Genomic DNA, 22,806 nt, shown 5'->3' with positions numbered 1-22,806 from the left:
AAAATTTACTTTTAGACAGTGATTTATCGTTAAATCGTGTCATTGATGTTCTTTTGCCAAAGCACTTCACTACCGCCTTCTGCGCGTTGTAAGGTGCGTGAAGCTACAAAAAACCAGTCGGATAATCTGTTAATTAATTGTAGAGCAGTTGCTTGAATATTTTGATCACGACTGTGTACAGTCATTAAGCTGCGTTCTGCTCGACGACATACAGCACGTGCTTGATGTGCATAACTACATGCTAAAGTTCCAGAGGGTAGAATAAAGTCTTTGAGCATTGGTAAGTCTTCATTCATTTTGTCGATTTCCTTTTCAAGGAATTCAACACAAACAGGTTGGAGTAAGTTGTAGTTGGGAATACAGACTTCACCACCCAAATCAAATAGCCAGTGTTGAATCAAGCTCAGTGATTTATCCCAATGGGCTTTATCAACGATGTTACTCATTGAAATTTGTGAACGTAATACACCAACAATAGAATTTAGTTCATCTACATCACCGAGAGCGGTAATACGTAAGTCATCTTTCGCTACGCGAGAACCGTCTCCTAATCCTGTGGTGCCTGAATCGCCTGTACGGGTATAAATTTTACTTAAACGATGTCCCATAATTTTGTCCTAGATAAAAATGAAAAGATAAAGAATAAAAAAGGATAATGTCGGTCAAAACATTATCCATAAACTGCGCTGTTTTAGATATTTTTTTGGGTGTCGCTTTTAGTAGCGGAAAGTTACCCCAGCTAGTAGCGGAAAGTTACCCCAGCTAGTAGCGGAAAGTTACCCCAGCAGATGCAAGTCGACCACCGTTGATATAGTAAACACCACTACCGTTATATGCTGTCTTATAATTAACATCACCAATGTTTTCAATATTGGTAAAGAGTTTAATCATTGGAGTCGCTTGCCAGTAAGCATTGACATTAGTACTAACATAACCAGGCGTTGTGGTTGGTGTGGTCGATGGATAATCTGCAAAATCTTTTGAATTAGATTTTGCGACGACAGATGCAGAAATACCATATACGCCATCATCCCAACCTGTAGTTAGAGTTAAACTTTGGCGTGGTCGGCGAGTCAAATCTTTTTTAGTTTCATCATCTTTTGCTTGAACATAAGCATAAGTTGTAGTTAAAAAGAGTTTATCTTGTTGCCATTTAAATGAAGCTTCACCACCAGTAAAGTTTGCTTTATTTACGTTAACTAATTTACCCGCCTGATAACTAATCAGGTTGTCTACTTTATTGCGATAGATAGATAAACCTAAATCAATATTATGATTGAGTTTTTGATCGACACCGATTTCATAAGAAAAGCTTTCTTCTGGTTTTAAATCAGGATTTGCTCCCCAAGAAATTGCATATAAATCATTGGTTGTTGGTGCACGAAAAGCTGATCCCACATTTGCATAGATGCTTGTAAGTGGTAAAACTTGATAACGGACAGCACCTTGACCCACTGTGTGTGTACCAAACTTATCGTTGTCTTCTACACGAATACCGACTTGAGTTTCTAGACCATTGTGTTGATATTGATGCTGTGCAAAATAGCCAATAGTATCTACAGATTCTTTGTATTTAACATCTTGTCCGCCAAACAGATTTTTCGAATAAACATCACCTTTAATATCTTTAAAGGTTGAGCCGAATAAAATGTTTTGAGCAGGTGTCATTTGCCATTTTGTATAGAGCTCAGCTTCTTTGGTTGTACTATGTACATAATCTGGAGAACTATTTTGCTCAATATTGTCTTTAAATTGCGAAAGTCGGGCATGAAGTGCGACATTACCTAAAATATCGACTCGACCTTTTACATTAATGATTTCGTTTTTAAAATCTTGAGAAACAAGATTACCGTAATTGTCATAATCGCTATAGCCTTGATTTTCACTATAATCGACTGAGGCTGCATAGCGCTCTTTTTCAACACCTATTTTGGCACTATAACCCTTTTGATCAAAACTTGCTTTCTTGTTGTTTTTTGCATCTGTTACAGGAGTACCATCAGTTTCTAGGCGTTGTCCGCGAACTTGGGCATAGAAACCATCTTGAGCAAGATCAGCCCCAATCACTGCCTTATAGGTGTTATTTTCACCCATTTCACCAGTAACAAAAGCGCCTGTTTTTTCAGGTGTTTTGGAAATCAGCTGAACTACACCACCAATCGCATCGGCACCATATAAAACTGAAGCAGGTCCTTTTAATACTTCAATTTGTTTAATATCTGTTGTATCAATAAAAGGTAAAGATGCTGCACCAGCAGTATTTGAGTTTAAGCGAACGCCATCTCTTAAAAGTAAAGTATGGTTAGAGTTTGTACCACGTAAGAAAATAGCAGCTGTTTGTCCATAGCCACCGCTTTGTACCATATTGATAGAAGCATCGTTCTGTAACAGTTGCGGTAAAGATGCTATTGGTGATTGTTCAAGAATCTTCGGCTCAATAATATTGATTCGAGCAGGAACTTCACTGATTTTTTGCTCAGTACGAGATGCTGTGACAACGATTGTATCGAGTTTCGAATTTGCTTCTGAATTTGAAGAAGTATCTGCAAAAGCAGTAGAAGATAACCCCATCGCAATAGCGACAGCACCTACAAGTGCAGTAGGTTTAAAAATAACAGACATGATATGCTCCATACATTCACTCCCCGTGAATGATTGAGTTTAAGGGCACAACAAGTTGGTATCCGGACTTAAATATAGAACCTAACGTGATTCAGATTATTCCACCTTCCCACAAAACATTGCAGTGGTGTAAGCCTTTTGACTTATAAAGAATAATATTTTCATTTTACCGTTGCGGGGGCAGTGTTGGATTTTCACCAACTTCCCAAAGCCTTAAGCTAGACTTGTTGCATTTGTGTGCAGTATAAAGTTTGTTTAGTGTATAAACAATGTAAAACAGATAATCCTATTGAACTTTAACGCAAGTGAATAAATTTGCTTTACAATGATTTGCTTAAAATACTGAAAAAATCAGTTTGATCTGAACAAATTCGAGTTCAAAGCTATGCGTACCCGTGCCAAAATTTGTGGGATTACACGACCCCAAGATATCCAAGCTGCTGTACAAGCAGGTGTAGATGCGATTGGTTTTGTGTTTTATGAACCTAGTCCACGTTATGTCACGATTGAATTGGCTCAGCAATTGGCACAACTGATCCCACCGTATATCAACATTGTTGGATTATTTGTCAATGCCAGTGCACAAAACATTGCACAAGTATTAGAGCAGGTGCCTTTGGATATCATTCAGTTTCATGGTGATGAAACCGCACAACAATGTCAGCAGATCGCACAGTATAATAAGCGTCGTTGGTATAAAGCGATTCAGATTAAACCCGATGCAAAAAATTCAGATATTATTACGACAATTCAGCAATACCAACAGGCTGGCGCAAGTGCTATGCTTTTAGATGCATGGCATCCTGAACTGAAAGGAGGGACTGGACACAGTTTTGACTGGTCTCAATTCCCTAAACTCGATATTCCTTTAATTTTGGCAGGTGGTTTAAAACCTGAAAATATTGAAGACGCTATACAAACGACTCAAGCGTATGCAGTCGATGTCAGCGGAGGTGTAGAATCCGCAAAAGGTATCAAAGACCAACAACTCGTAGAACGATTTATGCAAGGAGTCCAACGTGGATCAGCAAAGTAATCAACAAAATAGTGTGATTGACTATACCCAATTCCCAGATCAAAACGGGCATTTCGGTATCCATGGCGGACGTTTTGTGTCAGAAACTTTAATGGCAGCTTTAGAGGATTTAGAGAAACTCTATTTCCGTATGAAAGATGATGCGCAGTTTCTGGCAGAATTCGACCGTGATCTCGCTTATTATGTCGGACGTCCTAGTCCGCTTTATTATGCTGAGCGATGGTCGAAAGAGTTGGGTGGTGCGCAAATTTATCTTAAACGTGAAGACTTAAATCATACAGGCTCACATAAGGTCAATAACACCATTGGTCAGGCGCTACTTGCGAAGCTTTCTGGCAAAAAACGTATTATTGCAGAAACGGGTGCAGGTCAACATGGTGTGGCGACTGCAACAATTGCTGCACGTTTAGGTCTTGAGTGTGTGGTATTCATGGGTGCTGAAGACGTAAAACGTCAGGCCATGAATGTCTACCGTATGCGTTTGCTTGGTGCAACAGTTGTACCTGTAGAAAGTGGTTCTAAAACATTAAAAGATGCCATGAACGAAGCGATGCGTGATTGGGTAACCAATGTAGACTCGACTTATTATGTGATTGGTACGGTTGCAGGTCCACATCCATATCCGCAATTGGTACGTGATTTCCAATCGATTATTGGTCGTGAAGCACGTAAACAAATTCAAGAGCAAGCAGGTCGTTTACCAGATGCTTTGGTTGCATGTGTCGGCGGTGGTTCAAATGCAATGGGCTTGTTCTATCCATTCTTAAATGATCAAGATGTCAAAATGTACGGTGTTGAAGCCGCGGGTTTAGGCATTGAAACAGGAAAACATTCTGCGCCATTAAATGCAGGCCATGTTGGTGTTTTACATGGTAACCGTACTTATTTAATGTCAGATGAGCAAGGTCAGATTATTGAAACACATTCAATCTCAGCAGGCTTGGATTATCCTGGTGTGGGTCCTGAACATAGTTTCTTAAAAGACATGCATCGTGTGAATTATGTGCCAATTAATGATACAGAAGCACTTCAAGGCTTCCGTGATTTGACTCATATTGAAGGGATTATTCCTGCATTGGAAAGTTCACATGCAATGGCTTATGTGACTAAACTCGCGCCAACAATGTCGAAGGATCAAATTATTATTGCGACGGTATCGGGTCGTGGTGACAAAGACTTAATGACTGTTGCACGTATTGATGGTGTTGAAATGGTCGAGATGTAATTCATCTTACTCGATCAATTTAAAAGCCTCTTTTATAGAGGCTTTTTTATTTCTGAACTAGACAGGATCATGGGGAAACTCTACAAAAAGCACATGGAAATCATGAGCTAAATTACCCAAAATTTAATGAAAATAATCGGTTAATTTTTTATATGCGTTTTTTACAACGGGTTCGAGCTGAACCTTTTCCTGAAAAAATTGTCTGGGGATGGAAAGACACATTTGCGATTTGTATCATCCCTTTAATTATTTTAAATGGCTTTATTTTAGAAAAAATCTTTGGAATCTCGATAGCTGTTAGTCTGGGTGATACCATTTTAAGAGGCGTGCTATTTATTTTAGTGTGCTACTTATATAAGGATATGTTGCTTACACATTGGCAAAAGTATAAACAGGCCTTTTGGCGCTCAAGTGTCTTGGTGGTGGTTGGTGCAATCGTGTTACAAGTAGTAATCACATTGACACGTCAGCTTTTACCCCTTGGGTCGAGTACACAAGAAAAAGACCTGATTGACCCTGAATATATTCCTTTTCTCAGTCTGTTGATCATTAGCTTGGGTCCACTATTTACTGCGCTTTTAGAAGATATTGTGTTTCGCTATACTTTATTGCAAAAGTTATTTATCCAAGCGTGGTTATGGCGCATTGTACTGATTATATTGAACTCTATATTATTTGGTCTGATCCATTATTATAATTTTGATGGAAATTTAATCTCGACAATCAGCTTTATGAGTGCAGGTTTATTTTTAAATCTGATCTATTTGTGGACACGCAATATTTGGCATGTATTACTCATTCATTTTTTGAATAATGCCATATTATCTGTGGGTGGGATTTTATTATTAAAACTTGTTCAAACATTAACTTAGTGACTGAATATGTCTAGTTTATTTATCGTTATGTTGGGTGGCCGTCATGCACGTGCCAATGTTGAAGTTCATGATGTGGTTCTTGCCGTAGGCGATTCGCTTGAAGAGGTTTATCCTCAATTAAAAAATGCGTGGTTTGGTGAGCAACAGGGTTTACACATCGACGCATGGCAAAAATTACAGGCTTTAGTGTTTGAAAATAAAAAATATCAAATACATTTTACTGATGCGCAACCGAATGTATCAGATCAGAAGCTTTGGCTGATTAATTTAGGCGGCTATGATGCAAATGAGTTTGGTGAGTTACACCGCTATATCCTGATTGTTGCTCAAGATGCGATTGAAGCGAAAGCCAAGGGTAAACAGTATTTTGCATGGCATTGGCAAAAGCCACATACCGATCGAGTTTTAGAGATAGATGATTGTCTGGCGATAGATCAGGTATATGGCCGTTATGTGCAATTGGTTGAAGTAGATTTGAATGCTGATTTTCATGCAGAGCTTGACCAAAGTGTTTGGGAGAATACCTATTTGACCATCTGAATTGTCATCGTTTGATCTGCTTAAAAGGGCGTTGTATTGCAGCCTTAAAAGATTAAGCGGATCTTAATTTTAAAAAATTGACATCAATCATTGCATTGCTCTCTCATAATCTAGTCAGTGTAACAACAGAATCTTCGCAATGTTTTCAGCAAGTATGCATAGACTTGAAACTCAAACAAAACACTGCGGAGTATGATCAATGAGTGGTTTATTAGACGAGTTAGGTAAAATTGCAGGTGCAGTGATTGCTGAGCAAAGTGTCGATAAGTTAGATCCTGATGCTGGCTTGCTAGAAAAAGCAGCTGGCGCATTTGCAGGTTATGAAGTCGCAAAAATTGCCGAAGATAAATTAGAAAATAGTGATGAGCAGCAGAAACCAGAGTATTAATTCAAAATCGCTAAACTCAGCTTTGGGCATTGATCTTAATCAATCCTGTATAAGATCAATAAACTACAGGGTTGAACAAGTTCAGTATTGGGATGACAGCTGTGATTAAAGAGAGGGCATATTCGATATGCTCTTTTTATTATCTGAAATAAAGATAAGCAATGAAGAAAAACATCCATAACGTAATAAAAGTATGCTTTGCCCGTAAAGCATTGCCAATTCGATCTTTGCACAATGCTTATCAATAAAATCGCTATAAAATATGGAAAAAAAGCATTTCTTTGATAGATCAATACTCGTTATATTGTGCATCGTTATAATGAAACTACTAGCTGTACGCCATGTATTTATATACTGATTTCGATCAGCAACTGATCAATGAACGTGTTACACAATTCCGTGATCAAACGGAACGTTATTTAGCTGGAAAACTCACTGAAGATGAGTATCGTCCATTACGATTACAAAATGGTTTATACGTACAGCGTTATGCGCCAATGCTACGTATTGCTGTACCTTACGGTTTAATGAACTCTAAACAATTACGTAAAGTTTCAGAGTTGGCCAAAGAATATGACCGTGGTTATGCACACGTTTCGACACGTCAGAACATTCAGTTTAACTGGCCTGCGCTAGAAAATGTGCCTGATATGCTAGAAGGTTTAGCTTCTGTTCAGATGCATGCGATTCAAACTTCAGGAAACTGTATCCGTAATACCACAACTGACCAATATGCTGGTGTTGTTGCTGGGGAAATTGCAGATCCACGCCCAACGTGTGAATTGATTCGTCAGTGGTCTACATTCCATCCTGAGTTTGCATTTTTACCACGTAAGTTCAAAATTGCAGTTTCTGCACTTGAAGAAATTGATCGTGCAGCAACTTCATTCCATGACATTGGGGTGTATTTAACTCGTAATGAAGCGGGTGAGTTGGGTTATAAAATCAAAGTGGGTGGTGGTCTAGGCCGTACACCTATCATTGGTTCTATGATTCGTGAGTGGTTGCCACGTGAAGATTTAATTGCTTATTTAGAAGCGGTTCTGCGTGTTTATAACTTGCATGGTCGCCGTGACAATAAATATAAAGCTCGTATTAAAATTTTAGTTAAAGCATTAACACCACAAGTTTTTGCTGAAAAAGTTGAAGCTGAATTTGCTGAAACAATTAAAACATTGAAAGTTCAACCTGAAATTTTGCAAAAATTAGACGAAGAGTTTATGCCGTTTGATTATCAAAATTATGCAGATGAAGATTTCAGTGGCTTATTTGCTGAATATCCAAAGTTTAAACAGTGGTTCAATATCAATACCAATGCACATAAAGTTGCAGGCTATCGTATTGTCACTATTTCACTGAAACGTGCGGGTATTGCACCAGGTGATATGACTGTTGAAGAAATGAATTTGATTGCAGATCTTGCAGACAAATATACATTTGGTGAATTACGGACCACACACGAACAAAATATTTCATTGGTTGATGTACCACAGAAAGATTTATTTGAATTGTGGCAAACGCTTGAAAAGAATAATCTTGCTCGGGCACATATTGGTTTTATTACCGATATCATTTGCTGCCCAGGCGGTGACTTCTGTTCATTGGCAAATGCCAAATCTATTCCAATTTCTGAAGCCATTACACGCCGTTTTGATGATTTAGATACAGTCTATAACTTAGGCCATATCGACTTGAACATTTCAGGTTGTATGAATGCTTGTGGTCATCACCATGTCGGTAACATCGGTATTTTGGGTGTGGACAAAAAAGGTGCTGAATTCTATCAAATTACCTTAGGTGGAAATGCAGACCATGATGCATCAATTGGTGATATTTTAGGACCATCATTTGCAGCAGAATCTGTACCTGACATTATTGATGAAATTTTAAATACTTATCTTGATCTTCGTAACGAAGGTGAAGAATTTATTGAAACTTATCGTCGAGTGGGTATTCAACCTTTTAAGGAGCGCGCATATGCTTAATACCGCACTTCAAGTCCTCTCTAAAGATGGCACTGTTGCAGACAATACCTATCAAATCATTGGTGAAGATGGTGTATTGCCACAAGGTGATGTGTTGTTGACTGTTGAGCAGTTGGACCAGCTTGCGAATGTGACGGGGAAAAAAGCACTATTTCTTACCGTAGATGCTTCACCTGAAACCAATACGTTTCCATTAGATCAGTTAGATGCGATCTTTATTGATTTCGCCGGTTTTAATGATGGTCGTGGTTATTCATTTGCTGCGTTGTTACGTCGCCAAGGCTATACAGGCGATCTTCGTGCAACAGGCGATGTGTTTAAAGATGTTTTGAACTATATGAAGCGTTCTGGTTTCGATACTTTTGTTGTGAAAGAAGGTAAAGATATCCATGAGGCAGCAGCAGGTTTAGGTGATTTTACTCACCCTTACCAAGCATCTACAGCTGTACCAAAAGCGCATTATCAAACAGGTGCTTGATTGTATTAAGTACTGATTTTGAAATGAAAGCCGAACGAAAGTTCGGCTTTTTATTGTTCTCAAGTTAAAGCTGGTGTAGCCATTGCTTATTATGAATATGATATGAACGATATAAATTGGTATTCGGCTTTATCTGTATCGTACCCAAATCAATATTGATTCAACATAAGATCATCTGTTAGTAAAACCTTTCTCTGATTAAAACTATTGATAAAAATTTCATCGTTGCATTTTTGCAATGTTGTAGGCTGGAAAAGTCTATATATCTACAACAATGAACAGCAGATAATTAAACAAAGATGATTCATGGTGGATGAAATGTTAAATCAAACAATGGGTGACTTATCGCTACTCAAAGGCTGGAACGCAACTTTACCCAATACTGAAGTCATGCCTGTACTATTTTTGGGACATGGTTCACCCATGAATGCGATTCAAACCAATGATTTTACCCGTACTTGGAACAGCATTGGTGCAGAAATGGACGTACAGCCCACAGCAATTTTATGTATTTCTGCACATTGGCTTACCCAAGGTGGTACAGCCGTCACTGCAATGCAACAACCGAAAACCATTCATGATTTTGGTCGTTTTCCTCAAGCTTTGTTTGATGTGCAATATCCTGCAACTGGAAATAAAGCTTTGGTTGAGACAACAACTGAAGCAATTCACAGTATAGAAGTTCATCATGATCATAGTTGGGGATTAGATCACGGAACATGGGGGGTGTTATGTCATGTATTTCCACAAGCCAATATTCCGGTTGTTCAATTGAGTGTCGACTATAGTCAAGGTGCCCAATATCATTATGACTTGGCTAAACAATTGGCGCAGTTACGTCGTAAAGGGGTATTGATTGTTGCCAGTGGTAATCTCGTACATAACCTGAGCAAAATTGCCTTTGATAAATTTGATGACTATTATGGTTATGATTGGGCTTTAGAAGCTGATACAAAGATGAAAAATTTCTTAGCGACGCATAACCATCAAGCTTTAATTGACTGGCAAAAGCAAGGTGCTGAGTTTTTATTGTCGATCCCCACACCTGATCATTATTATCCAATGTTATACGCATTAGGTTTGCAGGAAGAGAAAGATGAGTTACATATTTTTAATGATCAAGCCGTCGCTGGTTCATTAACCATGACCTCATTTCGACTTGATCAACATTAATTTCAAATGTTAAGAATATAAAAGTTGGGTCTAAGGATTCAGCTTTTATAGTATTGGTGAAATTGAGTTAGTCATATTTATTCTCTCAAGATAGAATTCTTTTAAGATGACTACTTAATTTTTGAATATTAAAGCGTTATGTGGAATTTGTACTTAAATCTGTGTTATTACTAACTTAAATTATTATTTAATACATTATTTATGTGGCAATTTTTCAAAAATTTTTTTAAACAGTCTCAATCTTTGCCTCCTGTAAAAATTGAAGAAAATCAGCAGAAAGTTATTGTAAATACGGTAACTCAGTCTGTTGTTCAAAATACTCAAAGCAGTCCAGATATAGATGATTATACATATAGGTTTAATGGAAAAGAGCTTACAGACTTTGAAAATTCATTATTAAAACTAAAAAGTTATGATGGTTACACAAGACAGAAAATGTTGAAAAAGCTTCAACAATGTTTTGAACCAGAGCTTTTTCCACATTTATTGTATCGCCTTAGTGATTATGTTGAAGTAAATCGTCATTTGGCTGCAGAACATATTGTGCGTTGGAGTCAACGACCTGAATTTTCTCAGCTTTGTAGTGATTATTTTTTTGAAATTTCAATGTTGCAAAATCGAGATCGAACAGATAGTGATTCGTTAAAGTTATTGCTATCGGAAGTAGCGAGCAATAGAGTTTACCTCTCAGAAACTTTAATAAATAAACAAGGTAAACTTCCTCGTATTTTATTAAAATTTATTCTTCAATATCAATGGATAGAAGAATACGAGTTACTTCAATTCTGTGGATTAGCCAAAGATCAACATATCCGAGCTTTTTGGCTCAAGCAGTTGATTCAACACAAAACTGATGAAGAAGTTCTGTATCAATTGAAGCAGAGTTCCAATAGAGATGTGCAATATCGTTTATTTGATTTTTTATACCAGAAAGATGTACTCACTACAGATGATTTAATCTTATTTTGGCATAGTAAATTTCTTACGATTATGGATTATGCCTATTTTGCTTTAAGATCAAAAAACTTTAATTTTGAAATGTATTTTAAGGCACACCCAGTTGAGCAGTTATCTACATTTGAGGTAAGGATTCGTGCACATCAATGGATGTTATTAAAAGGTGATCTAACTGAATTTTATACGATTATTGAGCAAGTCAATCAACCCTTAATTGTAGATTCAATCTTATCTTTAGCATTAAAACAAAAGTATATTGAAATAGATCAATATTTTAGTTTTTGTCGAAAAATGGGGCGGAAATTACATTTCTATCACTTGTCAAAAGCAAAAAAATACTTGAGTGAAAAACCTAGTCTAGATGAGCTTATTCACTATTCATCATTCATCGATGATGGAATCAGTTTCCATCAACGGCTGGAATTGGTTAACGGCAGTAATTTTGCGGATCAACTATATTGGTATGTTAAACAACATGACTATATTGAAACAATCGAAGACCAACAGCTGTTAGGTTCTTATGTTCGCCAAAATTTACAAAATTTGAAATATGCAATATATGGCGTACAGTGGACAGAATCACAAAAAATTGAAATGCGTAGTCGATTACCTGATTTTACACAGTTATATCCAGATATCTTTGACGATCAAAACATTATAGTTCTATTAAGACCTTATCTAGAATAATGGTGAATTAATAAACTTATAGAAAAATGCTGTAGCTAATGATGGTTCTAATAGTAAAGGAAATAAGAAACCATAGATTGCACCGGTAATATGCGCGCGGTGATCGATTAATGGCGAATGTCCTGAACGGATTGCATACAGGCTATAGCATAAATAAATCGTCCCAAAAATAATCGCGGGCACAGGTAAAATATAGATATAAAGCATGCCCCAAGGGTTAAACAGAATCGCACTAAATAATACTGCATTAACGGCACCCGAAGCCCCTAAACTTCGGTAGGAATTTAGGGTTCGATTATGTAAATAGCTGGGAATCGCAGCAATGATGATGGCGCTACAATAAAATAAGACAAAGCCCATACCACTTAAGTAATCACGGAAAAACCATTCAACATTTCGCCCAAAGAAGTACAAGGTAAACATATTGAAAAATAAATGCATACCATCTTTATGGATAAAACCATGGGTTAAAAAGCGATCATATTGACCATGCTTAATCGCTGAAACATTGAAAATCAAACGATTCATTACATTGCGTTGCTGCCAAGCAATAAAAGAAATCGCAAGTGTGATTAAAATAATCAGAAGGGTATGGGTAAGACCAGTGATCATATTGTTATAAATGACGTTGTTATCGTAATAGCAATATAACCTATATCATTGTCAATCAATAGGCTATCGCAATATTCTGTTCATTATCCTTCATTCAGTTGGCAGTTCACCATCCAGCGAATACCAAACTGATCGGTGAAAGCACCATATAAAGCACCCCAAAATGTAGGTTCTAGTGCCATTTCAATATGACCATTGGCAGAGAGTGCTGTAAATAATCGCTGAGCTTCATCCGCTTCGTGAGCTTCTAAGTTGATCGAAATATAATGGTTGGTGCCTTTGCTAAATGGCGCACTATTAGGTGCACAGAACTGCTCGCTGGTGTCTGAACCCATCAACACGGTAAACTCATTAATCGGTAAAGAAACATGTAAAATATAGTTTTTTTCTTGGTCTGGCACTTGGACATCGGGTAGTTCGGAATAACGTTTTAAAAATGAAAATTCACCACCAAAAACAGATTTATAAAAATTAAAAGCGGCTTCAGTCTGGCCTTCAAAGTTTAAATAGTGATTGAGTTGCATTGTGATTGTCCATTTTGTTGTTTTGAAGTGATTAATTTATCAGCTCATGGTTTAAAACTTGATGAATATTTTGTAATTGAAAATAAGAATCCCTCAATCATAAATGAGGGACTCTTATTTTCTAGATTATCGCTTTTGTCTGCTTAAAGTTGTTTATCTTGTTGTTGCTCTAATTTTAATTCCTGTTTATTGGCATAACCGTCAATATCTTCATTTTGAAGAACTTCATTTGGATTTGGACGATCTACAAAGCCAATTTTTGGTACAGGGATTTCAATCTGATTTTCCACAAAACGATTACGGATTAACTCATGAATTTCATCTTTGACTTGTAGATAGTTTGCTTGCATACACCACAGTGCAAATAAAATTTCAATGGAGGATTCTCCAAAGGCAGAAACAGTCACACGTGGTTTTGGATCTGCTAAAACCAACGGGTAATCGTTGGCAACATCAATTAAAACTTCACGAACTTTATTGATGTTCTCATTAAAGTTAATTGCAACTGTAATCGACAATCGCCGTATCGGGAATTTTGATAGATTATGTACAGGGGCGCGAATCAATTGCTCATTGGGGAGGCGCACATAGACATTATCCATGGTCAAAAGCTTCACGGAAAGTAAGTCAATGGAAATCACTTCACCTTCAATGGTATGTCCACGAATCAGGGTGATTTGAATTGTATCGCCAACTTCAAATGAACCTTCGCCAATTAAAAATAAACCACTGATTAAATTCGATGCTGAAGTTTGTGAGGCAAAACCCAATGCAACAGTTAAAATCCCTGCTGCACCTAAAAATACGCTGAGTTTAAAGCCCGCTTCTTTTAAGCTGGCGATCACAAACAGTAAGAAAATAAAATAAAAAATACCTCTACGCCAAACCAAACGTTGATGTGCATTAAAGCGTGCACCTATGGTGCGGATAAAGGTATTGGAAATAACACGTGCCAGTACAAAACCAACAAAGCAGAGGATCAGAGCAACAGCAATTTCACTTAAGCGGTCGACATTTACATTGGTAAAGATGCCTTTTAGGCTATTGGCAATGTCTTTGGGAATATTGGATTCAGCCATTTTTACCTCATCCCTTAGAAAAATGAATCAAACATATTGAACAAAGCGCCACCTGGTGAGCGTGGCGGATGTACATAAATCACTTCGCCGGCCAAAGGTGGTGTACGATTTTCAATTCTTACACGGGCAGGGCGGTCATTGCCTTCATACACGACCTTGATTTGTGATGTCCATAAACGTCCTGTGCTTTCACTATAAAATAAAGGTAGCGCAGGAACAGGCACATTCATACGGTCAAATCGAAGCTGATGACTACTGACGTTGTGGAAATCAATCGGTGTTACTGCACGAAAGGCACGTGGACGTAATAAATTTAATTCGGTACGACCATCGACTGAGGTGGCATAACACATTTCACCTGTGCGGTGATCAGGGCCAAACCATGTATCCTTAGGTAAAATTACGGGAATATCAAATAAGGGTTCTTTTTGGGCTTGCACAAAACCTGAAATCCACAGGGGTGTACTGATGTAGAGTGTACCGCGTTGGCCTGCTGGAATATAAATTGGATCGACAGGACGAATCACTACAGAGCGATCAGCTAAACGGGGCATGAGTTGAAACGCTTTATGGGTCTCGCGAAACATATAGCGTTCAACATGTACAGGTTCAGGAAAACCAAAATTTACATCATGGATTTTATGCCATTGCTGTTCATAGTCATATTGGAATTTTGGACGATAATATTCCAAGCGCCATTCTTGCAGACCACGAGTAATGCGCATCATCATAGAACCAAATTGCCATGCTTTGGATTGGTTCAATTCAAACAGTTGTTCTCCCCACCACTTTAAATCAGGGAGTTCTGGTTCCAGATGTTCTTTCTTCTTAGACAAAAGTGTTTATCCCATTCATAAAATCATCATCAAATCTTTAACAAACAGACTTCACGCTGTCATGAGCATAGAGTACACTCAAAGCAATTTAAATCATTAATATAAGTTGTAATGCAAGTTCTCAAACAATTACAAATACCATATAGTTTTGCAAAACGGCATGGAGTGCTGTTGCGTTATGAAGGTGATCAAGTTTTTATTGTTCGCCGTCAGGATACCGCACAAATTGCGATTCAGGAAGCCCGCCGCTATCTCGGTCGTACAGCACAACATCAATTATGTAATGAAACTGAGTTTAATCACATGCTCAGTTCAAGCTATGCAGGTGAAACGGGCGAATCACAACAGGTTGCCGCTGGTCTTGAAGATCACCCTGATCTATTGAGTCTGGCCGATCAGATTCCTGAAACTGAAGATTTGATGGATCAGGAAGATGATGCACCAATTGTGCGACTCATCAATGCTTTATTGTCTGAAGCGATTCGAGTCGGGGCTTCAGATATTCATATTGAAGCCTTTGAAAAGAAATTATCTGTTCGCTTAAGGGTAGATGGGCAATTGCGTGAAATCGTACAGCCTCGTCGTGAACTTGCGCCATTGTTGGTATCGCGTATTAAAGTTATGGCAAAACTCGATATTGCAGAAAAACGTATTCCACAAGATGGTCGTATTTCTTTACGTCTTGCAGGACGTGAGGTGGATGTCCGTGTTTCGACCTTGCCATCGTCGCATGGTGAACGTGTCGTTATGCGTTTGTTGGATAAACAAGCGGGTCGACTCAACATGACCCATTTGGGTTTAATGAAGCCTGACTATGAGCGTTTAACCCAATTGGTTCATCGTCCACATGGCATTATTCTAGTCACTGGCCCTACAGGGTCGGGTAAAACGACGACTTTGTATGCCGCGCTTTCTGATTTGAATGATGGTTCTAAAAATATCCTCACTGCTGAAGATCCGATTGAGTATCAACTTGAAGGGATTGGGCAGACTCAAGTGAATACCAAAGTGGATATGACCTTTGCCCGTGCGTTAAAAGCCATGCTGCGTCAAGATCCAGATGTGGTGATGGTGGGGGAGATCCGTGATTTGGAAACGGCTGAAATCGCAGTTCAAGCCTCTTTAACAGGTCACTTAGTTTTGTCTACGCTACATACCAATACTGCAATTGGTGCTGTGACCCGTTTAAAAGATATGGGCATTGAACCCTTCTTATTATCCAGTTCATTGATTGGGGTGATTGCCCAGCGTTTAGTTCGGACATTGTGTTCTCATTGTCATACATGGCGTGAAGCAGATGACTTTGAAAAAGATGTGTTTAAACCTGTGAGTTTAGAATCGAATTTAAAACTACCTGTACCGAATGGTTGTGATTTTTGTTCCCATACGGGCTTTACAGGACGTACTGCGATTTATGAAATTGTGCCGATTGATGAGCAGATGCGCCGTTTGATTCATGGTAATGCAGCAGAATATGAGCTTGAAGAATATGCGCGTAAAGATGCAGGTTCAATTCGAGATGATGGTTTACGTAAAGTATTGTCGGGTAAAACCACAATGGAAGAGGTTTTACGGGTAACCAATGAAGCGGCTGAGTAGGTTGTTCCAGCAGGTTTTGAAAGGATTACATCTTTTATAACTAAATGTATTAATTATTTAGAGCGTGCTAAAGGTGGTAGCCTTTAGCATAAAGGCTGAATTCTGTATAAATTATCATTTATCGCTATTAGTTTTTGTGTAATATTTTTTGTATATTATTTGATTTTTTCAAGCAGGTGTTTATCAGAATAACGAGTCAAAAATGTTGTAAATCCATACCCTAAAGTGCCTCCAACCACTCGTGTCCAACCGCTTACAAAGATATCTTCGATACCATCGTTATTGAAGTCTGCCCTAAATTGCTCAATTAGAGAAATTTCCATTCCATCAAACTCTAATGAAATTGTGTAAATCTGGCTTTCATTGACTGTAATAATACCTTTGCGAACTAAATCTCCAACTGAAAATCTCTGTTGAGTGTACTTATTAAATTTTGCTCCAAAATCATGAAAGACACTAGGCGATAATAAATCAAGATTATTTATTTCTTCCCAAGGCTCACTTATAAATGAAATTTTGGGCATTTTAGCTATTTGCAATGCTTTTATTAACTCATCAAAAAAAATGAAAGTAAAAGACATTTTAAGATCCGCATTTGTCAAAGGATAAAAACCATTGTTTGTAGCCCATCTCCACTCACTTAAAGTGGAAACTTTGGTTTCCTTGTTAATATCATTGACTAATTTGAGATAGTCATATATTCCTCCAACTAGAAGTTTTTTGTTGATCAATGTCGAAATGTCTGTGTCAAAGTAGAAAGAATCATATACTTCATCAATGAATTCAACTCCTAATGGTAGTCTTACTTCTTTGATATTCCAATTATTCTGTTGAGCTTGATTTATTATGCGTTGTAATTCTTTAATATCAATTAAATTGGTTGCTAACGCCGTTTGAACTTTAGAAATAATTTGTCCTTTGTTCTTTCTTCTTTTAAGTTTTTCTATTTCTTGTGTGATTTTTGGCAACGCTCTTTTGGTTAGTCCTAGGTAAAATAAGATTGTCTGCTTCGCAAATAATTCGTCATTTTTTCTAAGGTTACATTTTCCGTGCACAGGAACTAGGTTATATAATTCGTTTACATCAAAATTTTTGTCAAGGTCAAACGCTACCTTAAATGTATCAAAGCTTCTTTGGTTATTTGCAAGACTTTCTGGAATCACATGATCAATATGGACATCATTCCAATCTAAGTTCTTGTTGCAATAGAAGCAAGTATTATTATAAGAAGCCCATAATGCACTTCTTATAATATTGTCAAATTTGGTAAGGCTCATATAACATTTTACATAAAGTATTATTTTGTGAATAAATATACCTTAATAAAGAAATTTTTTGGCTTAATTCAAACAAAACAATAAATTAAATCTACCTAAAACAGAATTGAGTATTTAGGTAGAAACAATAAATTAAACAATCACATTCAATGTCACATCAATATTGCCACGAGTCGCATTTGAATATGGACAAACGATATGTGCAGCATCTACTAATTTCTGTGCTTCTTCTTGCTCTAAACCTTCTAAATGAATATTTAAAGTCACTTGAATACCAAAACCAGTAGCGATTGGACCAATACCAACATCACCTTCGATATAAACATCTGGGGTAATTTTTAAATGATCACGGTTGGCAACAAACTTCATCGCACCAAGGAAGCAAGCAGAATAGCCTGCTGCAAAAAGTTGTTCAGGATTGGTACCGCCACCAGCACCACCCATTTCTTTAGGCACTGCTAATTTAACATCTAAAATTCCGTCTGATGATGTTGCACGACCATCACGACCGCCAGTTGCTTTTGCATGTGCTGTATAAACCACTTTTTCTAAAGACATCGGAAATCTTCCATTTTTGATTGTGTTCAATTATATCGTATGCGATATAAATATTTAAACAAGTAGCGTTTGTGTAAAATTTGATAACTTTATTTTGAAATGTTTTCGCGTAAGTTTGAAAGAAGATCTTTCAATTGAGTAATGCTGTCTAAATCACAGGCACTGGCTTGAGCAACTTGTAACGGAATATTCACGGCTTTTAATTTTAGCGCATGGCCCTGAGCAGTGAGGCTAATAATTACTTGACGTTCATCTTTCGTAGAACGTTCGCGGTTAACAATACCATTACTTTGTAATTTTTTGAGTAAGGGCGTAAGCGTAGATGATTCTAAAAAGAGTTTTTCACCGATTTCAGACACAGTTAGACCATCTTTTTCCCAAAGGACTAACATAACTAAATACTGTGGATAGGTCAGCCCTAGTGGTGCGAGTAATTTACGATAAAGTTGATTTAATGCTAAGTTTGTAGAGTAAACAAGAAAGCAGAGTTGATGATCAAGATTTAAATTGGAATAGTCTTGTTGCATGCTTGTCTCGTGAAGATATTACGCCTCACAAGTATAACGTTGTTTTGTCTCGTTCAGGAAATAAAAGTCATTAATGTCAATACAGACTTAGAATGACATCAATTTGCGATGTTGCATTAAAGGCATTGTTTCACGAATTGAGCGCTGCTCATTCAAATCAAAAGGAACTGTCATCAATTGCGCACCTTCTGCATCTGTGATCGCTAAAATTTGTCCACGACTATTAGTTGCGCCAGCATGTCCCCAGGTTTGACGTTTTTCACCATGCCAACCTTGTTGTGCTGCACCTAAAACATGACATTGACTGTCCATCGCACGTGCTTGAAGTAATAACTGCCAATGCATTTGGCCTGTGGTATAGGTAAATGCAGCTGGTGCAGTCAAAATATTTGCACCTTGCGCTCTCAAGGTGAGTGCAAGTTCTGGAAAGCGTAAGTCGTAGCAAACCATCAAACCGATTTGTCCAAAAGGTGTTTTCGCGACAACAACATCACTGCCTGGTTCAAAAAACTGAGATTCTTGATACCCGCCAACAGCGTCACCCACGTGTACATCAAACAAGTGAATTTTGTCATAACGTGCTTCAGTGCCTTCTGGACTGATACATAGGCTGACAGTACGAACTCGACCATCAGCAATAATTGAACCATCTGGACGGAAAGGGCAAGGTAAAGTCCCTGCAACAATCCATATTTGATAATGATGTGCTAAGTTTTCTAAACGCTTTTGAATTTCTTCAAAACGTGCAGCAGTCTCCCGTTGTTTACCTGCGGCAAAGCAGACAAAATTTTCAGGAAACACAATCAAAGAAGCGCCATCAGCTTTACTTTGTTGTATCAACGACTCAATCACACTGAAGTTTGCTTCGATGTCATTTTGAGAGTTCATTTGAACAACGGAAAGTAAAGTCATGGGCTATCCCTGATAAAGCAATCTTGAGATGATTAAGCGTTTTGCTGGTTTGAAGATACACATTCCATAGTATCTTGCTGCTTTTCAAGTTGTTTAACTAATGGCTCGAACATATTTTGGTTGTTTTCATTGAGCTTCATTAAAGTTTTATGTGCATCGAGAACGGTACACAGCATTGTGCTGTGATTAACATTATCGTCAATCAAAGCATTGGTGCACACTTGAGGGTCACCACAGTAATTTAAAATGACAAAAACCTGCCCTAAGCCCATGCTATTGGCTAGAGTGGTAATATCTGGATTTGTGGACAGCATCACCGCTTGGATGTGGTGTACTTGTTTCAACTTTAAGCCAAGCTTGGCAAGTATTCCAAGAACTGTACTATCAATAAATGTGGTTTGGGTTAAATCAACAATTGCGCCAATGACGTTTTTTTGTTGTTCAATCCTTGCCAAAAGTTTGTCTAAACTAATACAAGATTGGGCTCGCACTTCACCAATAAGTTTGAAAATATGCGTTCCATTCAAGCTTGCATATTCAACATGACCTGTTGACATATAAATGCCATTTGCAGAGAAGGATAGGAAAATTATCACATAGCGCAAGTCTATACTCAAGCGTTTGCGTATAGGTTATTAGTCTAATTTGTTATATGTGTTTGATTATATTGTTAATTCATTCTGCGGAGACTGAGGATTGCTATGTCATCTGCTACATGTTCTGGTGCACGGAATGATTGATTTTGCAAATGATAGACCAATTGTGAGAACTGTTCATTCAAACCACCCGAGAATGGTTCAAGGGCACCATCAGAACAAATAATAAACCGCGCATGCTTAGTTAAGGTACATTGAAACTCTTCAACCTCTAAGTCTTCGGTGAGTCCTAAAGGAAAACTGCTGGTATTCAAAACACGAGGGGCTTGGTTGGGTTCAAAAATAATGGGGGGAGGGTAATGCCCTGCACTTGACCATTTTAAAGCATGTGTTTCTAGATTTAGAATGCCAGCCAACATTGTGATATGTTTTTCAATATTTTCTTGAACCAGCATACCATTGAGTTTTTTAATCAATTCTCTTGGTGTTTTCGAGCGACCATGAAAGGCAGCCATCCAAGATGTCAGTAAAGAGCTGGTTACCCCATGACCCGATACATCGGCCAAATAGAACATGATTTCTTTATCACTGATTTTCCAGTAATCATACCAGTCACCAGACAAATACGCAGAAGGCTGGAAAAGCGTCTCAACTTTATAGTTTTGTAGTTCAATTGGATTTGGAAGAAGTTTTTTTTGTAGTTCTGCGGCAGAAGGTAAATCACGGCTATCTTGATTACGTTTATATTGCGCATCAATTTTTAATAAAGAATCTTCAAGATTGGCGGGAAGCTTGGTCCAGATCCAACCCGCAAGGGCGCCAAGCTCCCATGCTTGGGAAAGTTCGCTTCCTTCATTTTCTTGCGCAATCACAATGGTAGGCAAAGCCCATTGGTACTGTAAAAAATCGTGGACGTCTGCAATTGCAATAATTGTTGGATCATAACGATGAATGTCTTCAATGGTAATCATCTGCAAGCTAGGAAGCGTATCTAATACTTGTTCTAAGCTTGAAATTTGGCGACTGGGTTGAATGAAATACATAGAAGAAATGAATGATCCTTAATCGGTATAAAAGCATTATCCAGTAGATTTACTATAGATGACACCACAATGCTAGTAAAACCATATGAATTACTAGCAAATAAGTTTAACAAAATATTGTGGTTATTTGTCTGCGTTTGTATCAGCAGGACTATTGCTATCATCCTCGTCATCATCTACAAACGCCACAGCTTCCTGTCCACGGCCTTTTTTCTCAGCGATTTGGAATGCTAAACGTTGTAAATAGATATCGCGAATTGCTGAGTAACGATCACCTTGCAATACACTTTCCACATCTAGAAGTTTAGAACGAGTATTAATCCCACCTAATGCACGGTTACCCCAGATTAAACCCGTTTGATGGTTGTTATCCATTGGATAGGTAAGCGGATTGGCATAACCTTCAGCAACATAATCAACTGAGTGACGAAGTGTGCTTGGCCCTAAGATAGGCAGCATGACATAAGGACCACTTGGAATACCGTAGTAACCTAATGTGGTACCTAAGCTTTCTTCTTCAGTTGCTAAACCTAAGCGAGTTGCAGGATCAGCTAAACCTAAAGAGCTGACGGTGTTAATGGTAAAACGACCTAGAGACTTGGCTGCACGACTAAAACGCCCTTGAGCAAGTTGGTTGACTGCATTCCATGGTTCACTTAAGTTTTTACGAAATAAACTATATGAAGAACGTACATCACCAGGCACTTTTGCTTTGTACTGAACAGCAATAGGTCGAGCAACATTACGGTCGATCATGTCATTAAACGCATAAATTTCACGGTTCAATGGTTGTAGTGGATCTTTTACAGCATCTGGTTGAGCTGCATTGGCATTCACTTTTAAGTCATTTTTTGTGATGTTTTTAAGCTCTCTAAGGGCTTCAATTCTTGGGTGTTTAGAAGCTGCTTCGTTTTCTAGTACCGAAGAATTCTCTTGAGACGACTTATCATCTGAATCAGAGTTTGTAGAAACAGCATTGTCCGAATTCTCTTGAGCAGATAATTCGTCTTGAGCAAATACATGGCTAGTCAGACCAATGCTAAGTAAACAAGCCCAAAGTACATGATAAGGACGCATAGAATTCCTTGAAATATTCTTAAAGTAAAAGTAGTCGATAATGATATAGCTATATTAAAGACTTCATAATCGTATTCTAACAGTAGTTATTGCATATGTATTAAAGCAAATTTGATTAAAAAGTGTGAATAAATATGATAAACGAACATTATTTGTTCGAACAATTAAAATAATTAAAAAAAGGGGTTGTGTTGGTTTGT

The 22,806-nt window shown here is 37.8% G+C and carries 23 protein-coding genes and 1 riboswitch; of the genes, 10 read left to right on the top strand and 13 right to left on the bottom strand.

Features of this window, described 5'->3' with window-relative positions; all coding sequences use genetic code 11:
• Nucleotides 1-29 precede the first annotated feature (29 nt).
• Both AC4CVF_RS20990 and AC4CVF_RS20985 read right to left on the bottom strand, forming a co-directional pair.
• Complete coding sequence (locus tag AC4CVF_RS20990; protein WP_262087002.1) at nt 30-608, bottom strand: cob(I)yrinic acid a,c-diamide adenosyltransferase; 579 nt, start codon at nt 606-608, stop codon at nt 30-32.
• Nucleotides 609-762: 154 nt separating this feature from the next.
• Entirely contained in the window at nt 763-2,622 is a 1,860-nt protein-coding gene (locus tag AC4CVF_RS20985; protein WP_490789948.1) for a TonB-dependent receptor plug domain-containing protein, read from the bottom strand.
• Nucleotides 2,623-2,658: 36 nt separating this feature from the next.
• Nucleotides 2,659-2,865: riboswitch (cobalamin riboswitch) on the bottom strand.
• A 142-nt stretch (nt 2,866-3,007) separates the two neighbouring features.
• Here AC4CVF_RS20985 and AC4CVF_RS20980 point away from each other — a divergent pair.
• The 9 genes from AC4CVF_RS20980 (at nt 3,008) to AC4CVF_RS20940 (ending at nt 11,966) form a co-directional block, all read left to right on the top strand.
• A complete protein-coding gene (locus AC4CVF_RS20980; RefSeq protein ID WP_419327643.1) occupies nt 3,008-3,658 on the top strand; it encodes a phosphoribosylanthranilate isomerase in 651 nt (216 codons plus the stop codon).
• Nucleotides 3,642-4,883, top strand: a complete 1,242-nt coding sequence (gene trpB, locus AC4CVF_RS20975) for a tryptophan synthase subunit beta (protein WP_004725964.1) — start codon at nt 3,642-3,644, stop codon at nt 4,881-4,883. The genes AC4CVF_RS20980 and trpB overlap by 17 nt, the downstream gene beginning before the upstream one ends.
• 152 nt (nt 4,884-5,035) lie before the next feature.
• Nucleotides 5,036-5,755 carry a CPBP family intramembrane glutamic endopeptidase gene (locus tag AC4CVF_RS20970; RefSeq protein WP_419358867.1) on the top strand — a complete coding sequence of 240 codons (720 nt, stop codon included), beginning with the start codon at nt 5,036-5,038 and terminating at the stop codon, nt 5,753-5,755.
• 9 nt (nt 5,756-5,764) lie between these two features.
• Nucleotides 5,765-6,298, top strand: coding sequence for a DUF1543 domain-containing protein (locus AC4CVF_RS20965; RefSeq protein ID WP_490789947.1), 534 nt, complete (start codon nt 5,765-5,767; stop codon nt 6,296-6,298).
• Nucleotides 6,299-6,497: 199 nt separating this feature from the next.
• A complete protein-coding gene (locus AC4CVF_RS20960) occupies nt 6,498-6,686 on the top strand; it encodes a hypothetical protein (RefSeq protein WP_336953590.1) in 189 nt (62 codons plus the stop codon).
• A gap of 341 nt (nt 6,687-7,027) precedes the next feature.
• On the top strand, nt 7,028-8,671 hold the full coding sequence (locus AC4CVF_RS20955; protein ID WP_419819981.1) for a nitrite/sulfite reductase: 1,644 nt from the start codon (nt 7,028-7,030) through the stop codon (nt 8,669-8,671).
• Nucleotides 8,664-9,149: a DUF934 domain-containing protein gene (locus AC4CVF_RS20950; RefSeq protein ID WP_419819982.1), complete on the top strand. Its 486-nt coding sequence runs from the start codon at nt 8,664-8,666 to the stop codon at nt 9,147-9,149. Before AC4CVF_RS20955 ends, AC4CVF_RS20950 begins: the two co-directional genes overlap by 8 nt.
• A gap of 306 nt (nt 9,150-9,455) precedes the next feature.
• Nucleotides 9,456-10,322 (top strand): 4,5-DOPA-extradiol-dioxygenase, encoded by an 867-nt coding sequence (gene ygiD / locus AC4CVF_RS20945; protein WP_419327640.1) that lies wholly within the window; start codon nt 9,456-9,458, stop codon nt 10,320-10,322.
• A 201-nt stretch (nt 10,323-10,523) separates the two neighbouring features.
• Nucleotides 10,524-11,966 carry a hypothetical protein gene (locus AC4CVF_RS20940; RefSeq protein WP_419327639.1) on the top strand — a complete coding sequence of 481 codons (1,443 nt, stop codon included), beginning with the start codon at nt 10,524-10,526 and terminating at the stop codon, nt 11,964-11,966.
• Here the strand turns inward: AC4CVF_RS20940 and AC4CVF_RS20935 are convergent.
• From AC4CVF_RS20935 to AC4CVF_RS20920, 4 genes are all read right to left on the bottom strand, one after another.
• A complete protein-coding gene (locus AC4CVF_RS20935; RefSeq protein ID WP_336953592.1) occupies nt 11,958-12,578 on the bottom strand; it encodes a rhomboid family intramembrane serine protease in 621 nt (206 codons plus the stop codon). The two genes, AC4CVF_RS20940 and AC4CVF_RS20935, sit on opposite strands and share 9 nt — an antisense overlap.
• A gap of 83 nt (nt 12,579-12,661) precedes the next feature.
• On the bottom strand, nt 12,662-13,102 hold the full coding sequence (locus AC4CVF_RS20930) for a VOC family protein (RefSeq protein ID WP_004725980.1): 441 nt from the start codon (nt 13,100-13,102) through the stop codon (nt 12,662-12,664).
• Nucleotides 13,103-13,245: 143 nt separating this feature from the next.
• Complete coding sequence (locus AC4CVF_RS20925; RefSeq protein WP_336953594.1) at nt 13,246-14,181, bottom strand: mechanosensitive ion channel family protein; 936 nt, start codon at nt 14,179-14,181, stop codon at nt 13,246-13,248.
• 14 nt (nt 14,182-14,195) lie between these two features.
• Nucleotides 14,196-15,017: a DUF432 domain-containing protein gene (locus AC4CVF_RS20920; protein WP_004725984.1), complete on the bottom strand. Its 822-nt coding sequence runs from the start codon at nt 15,015-15,017 to the stop codon at nt 14,196-14,198.
• A 111-nt stretch (nt 15,018-15,128) separates the two neighbouring features.
• Here AC4CVF_RS20920 and gspE point away from each other — a divergent pair, with 111 nt between their 5' ends.
• Nucleotides 15,129-16,616 (top strand): type II secretion system ATPase GspE, encoded by a 1,488-nt coding sequence (gspE, locus tag AC4CVF_RS20915; protein WP_490789946.1) that lies wholly within the window; start codon nt 15,129-15,131, stop codon nt 16,614-16,616.
• Between the two features lie 155 nt (nt 16,617-16,771).
• Here the strand turns inward: gspE and AC4CVF_RS20910 are convergent, their stop codons facing one another.
• The 7 genes from AC4CVF_RS20910 to AC4CVF_RS20880 all read right to left on the bottom strand — a co-directional run bounded on the left by AC4CVF_RS20910 (nt 16,772) and on the right by AC4CVF_RS20880 (nt 22,606).
• Nucleotides 16,772-17,893 (bottom strand): HNH endonuclease, encoded by a 1,122-nt coding sequence (locus AC4CVF_RS20910; protein WP_490789945.1) that lies wholly within the window; start codon nt 17,891-17,893, stop codon nt 16,772-16,774.
• 132 nt (nt 17,894-18,025) lie between these two features.
• On the bottom strand, nt 18,026-18,451 hold the full coding sequence (locus AC4CVF_RS20905; protein WP_004817050.1) for an organic hydroperoxide resistance protein: 426 nt from the start codon (nt 18,449-18,451) through the stop codon (nt 18,026-18,028).
• A gap of 89 nt (nt 18,452-18,540) precedes the next feature.
• The gene (locus AC4CVF_RS20900) at nt 18,541-18,978 is read right to left on the bottom strand and encodes a MarR family winged helix-turn-helix transcriptional regulator (protein ID WP_490789944.1); all 438 of its coding nucleotides are present in this window, start codon (nt 18,976-18,978) and stop codon (nt 18,541-18,543) included.
• Nucleotides 18,979-19,065: 87 nt separating this feature from the next.
• Nucleotides 19,066-19,890, bottom strand: a complete 825-nt coding sequence (locus tag AC4CVF_RS20895) for a carbon-nitrogen hydrolase family protein (RefSeq protein ID WP_490789943.1) — start codon at nt 19,888-19,890, stop codon at nt 19,066-19,068.
• Between the two features lie 32 nt (nt 19,891-19,922).
• Complete coding sequence (gene gigB, locus AC4CVF_RS20890; protein ID WP_016539397.1) at nt 19,923-20,447, bottom strand: anti-anti-sigma factor GigB; 525 nt, start codon at nt 20,445-20,447, stop codon at nt 19,923-19,925.
• 113 nt (nt 20,448-20,560) lie between these two features.
• The gene (gene gigA, locus AC4CVF_RS20885) at nt 20,561-21,529 is read right to left on the bottom strand and encodes an RsbU family protein phosphatase GigA (protein ID WP_004725998.1); all 969 of its coding nucleotides are present in this window, start codon (nt 21,527-21,529) and stop codon (nt 20,561-20,563) included.
• A gap of 123 nt (nt 21,530-21,652) precedes the next feature.
• Nucleotides 21,653-22,606 (bottom strand): MlaA family lipoprotein, encoded by a 954-nt coding sequence (locus AC4CVF_RS20880; RefSeq protein WP_336953599.1) that lies wholly within the window; start codon nt 22,604-22,606, stop codon nt 21,653-21,655.
• Nucleotides 22,607-22,806: the final 200 nt, after the last annotated feature.

It is taken from the genome of Acinetobacter sp. LipI_19 (assembly GCF_058242925.1).
Note: the sequence above shows the minus strand (reverse complement) of the source record. Positions and strands in the feature narration are given on the sequence as shown.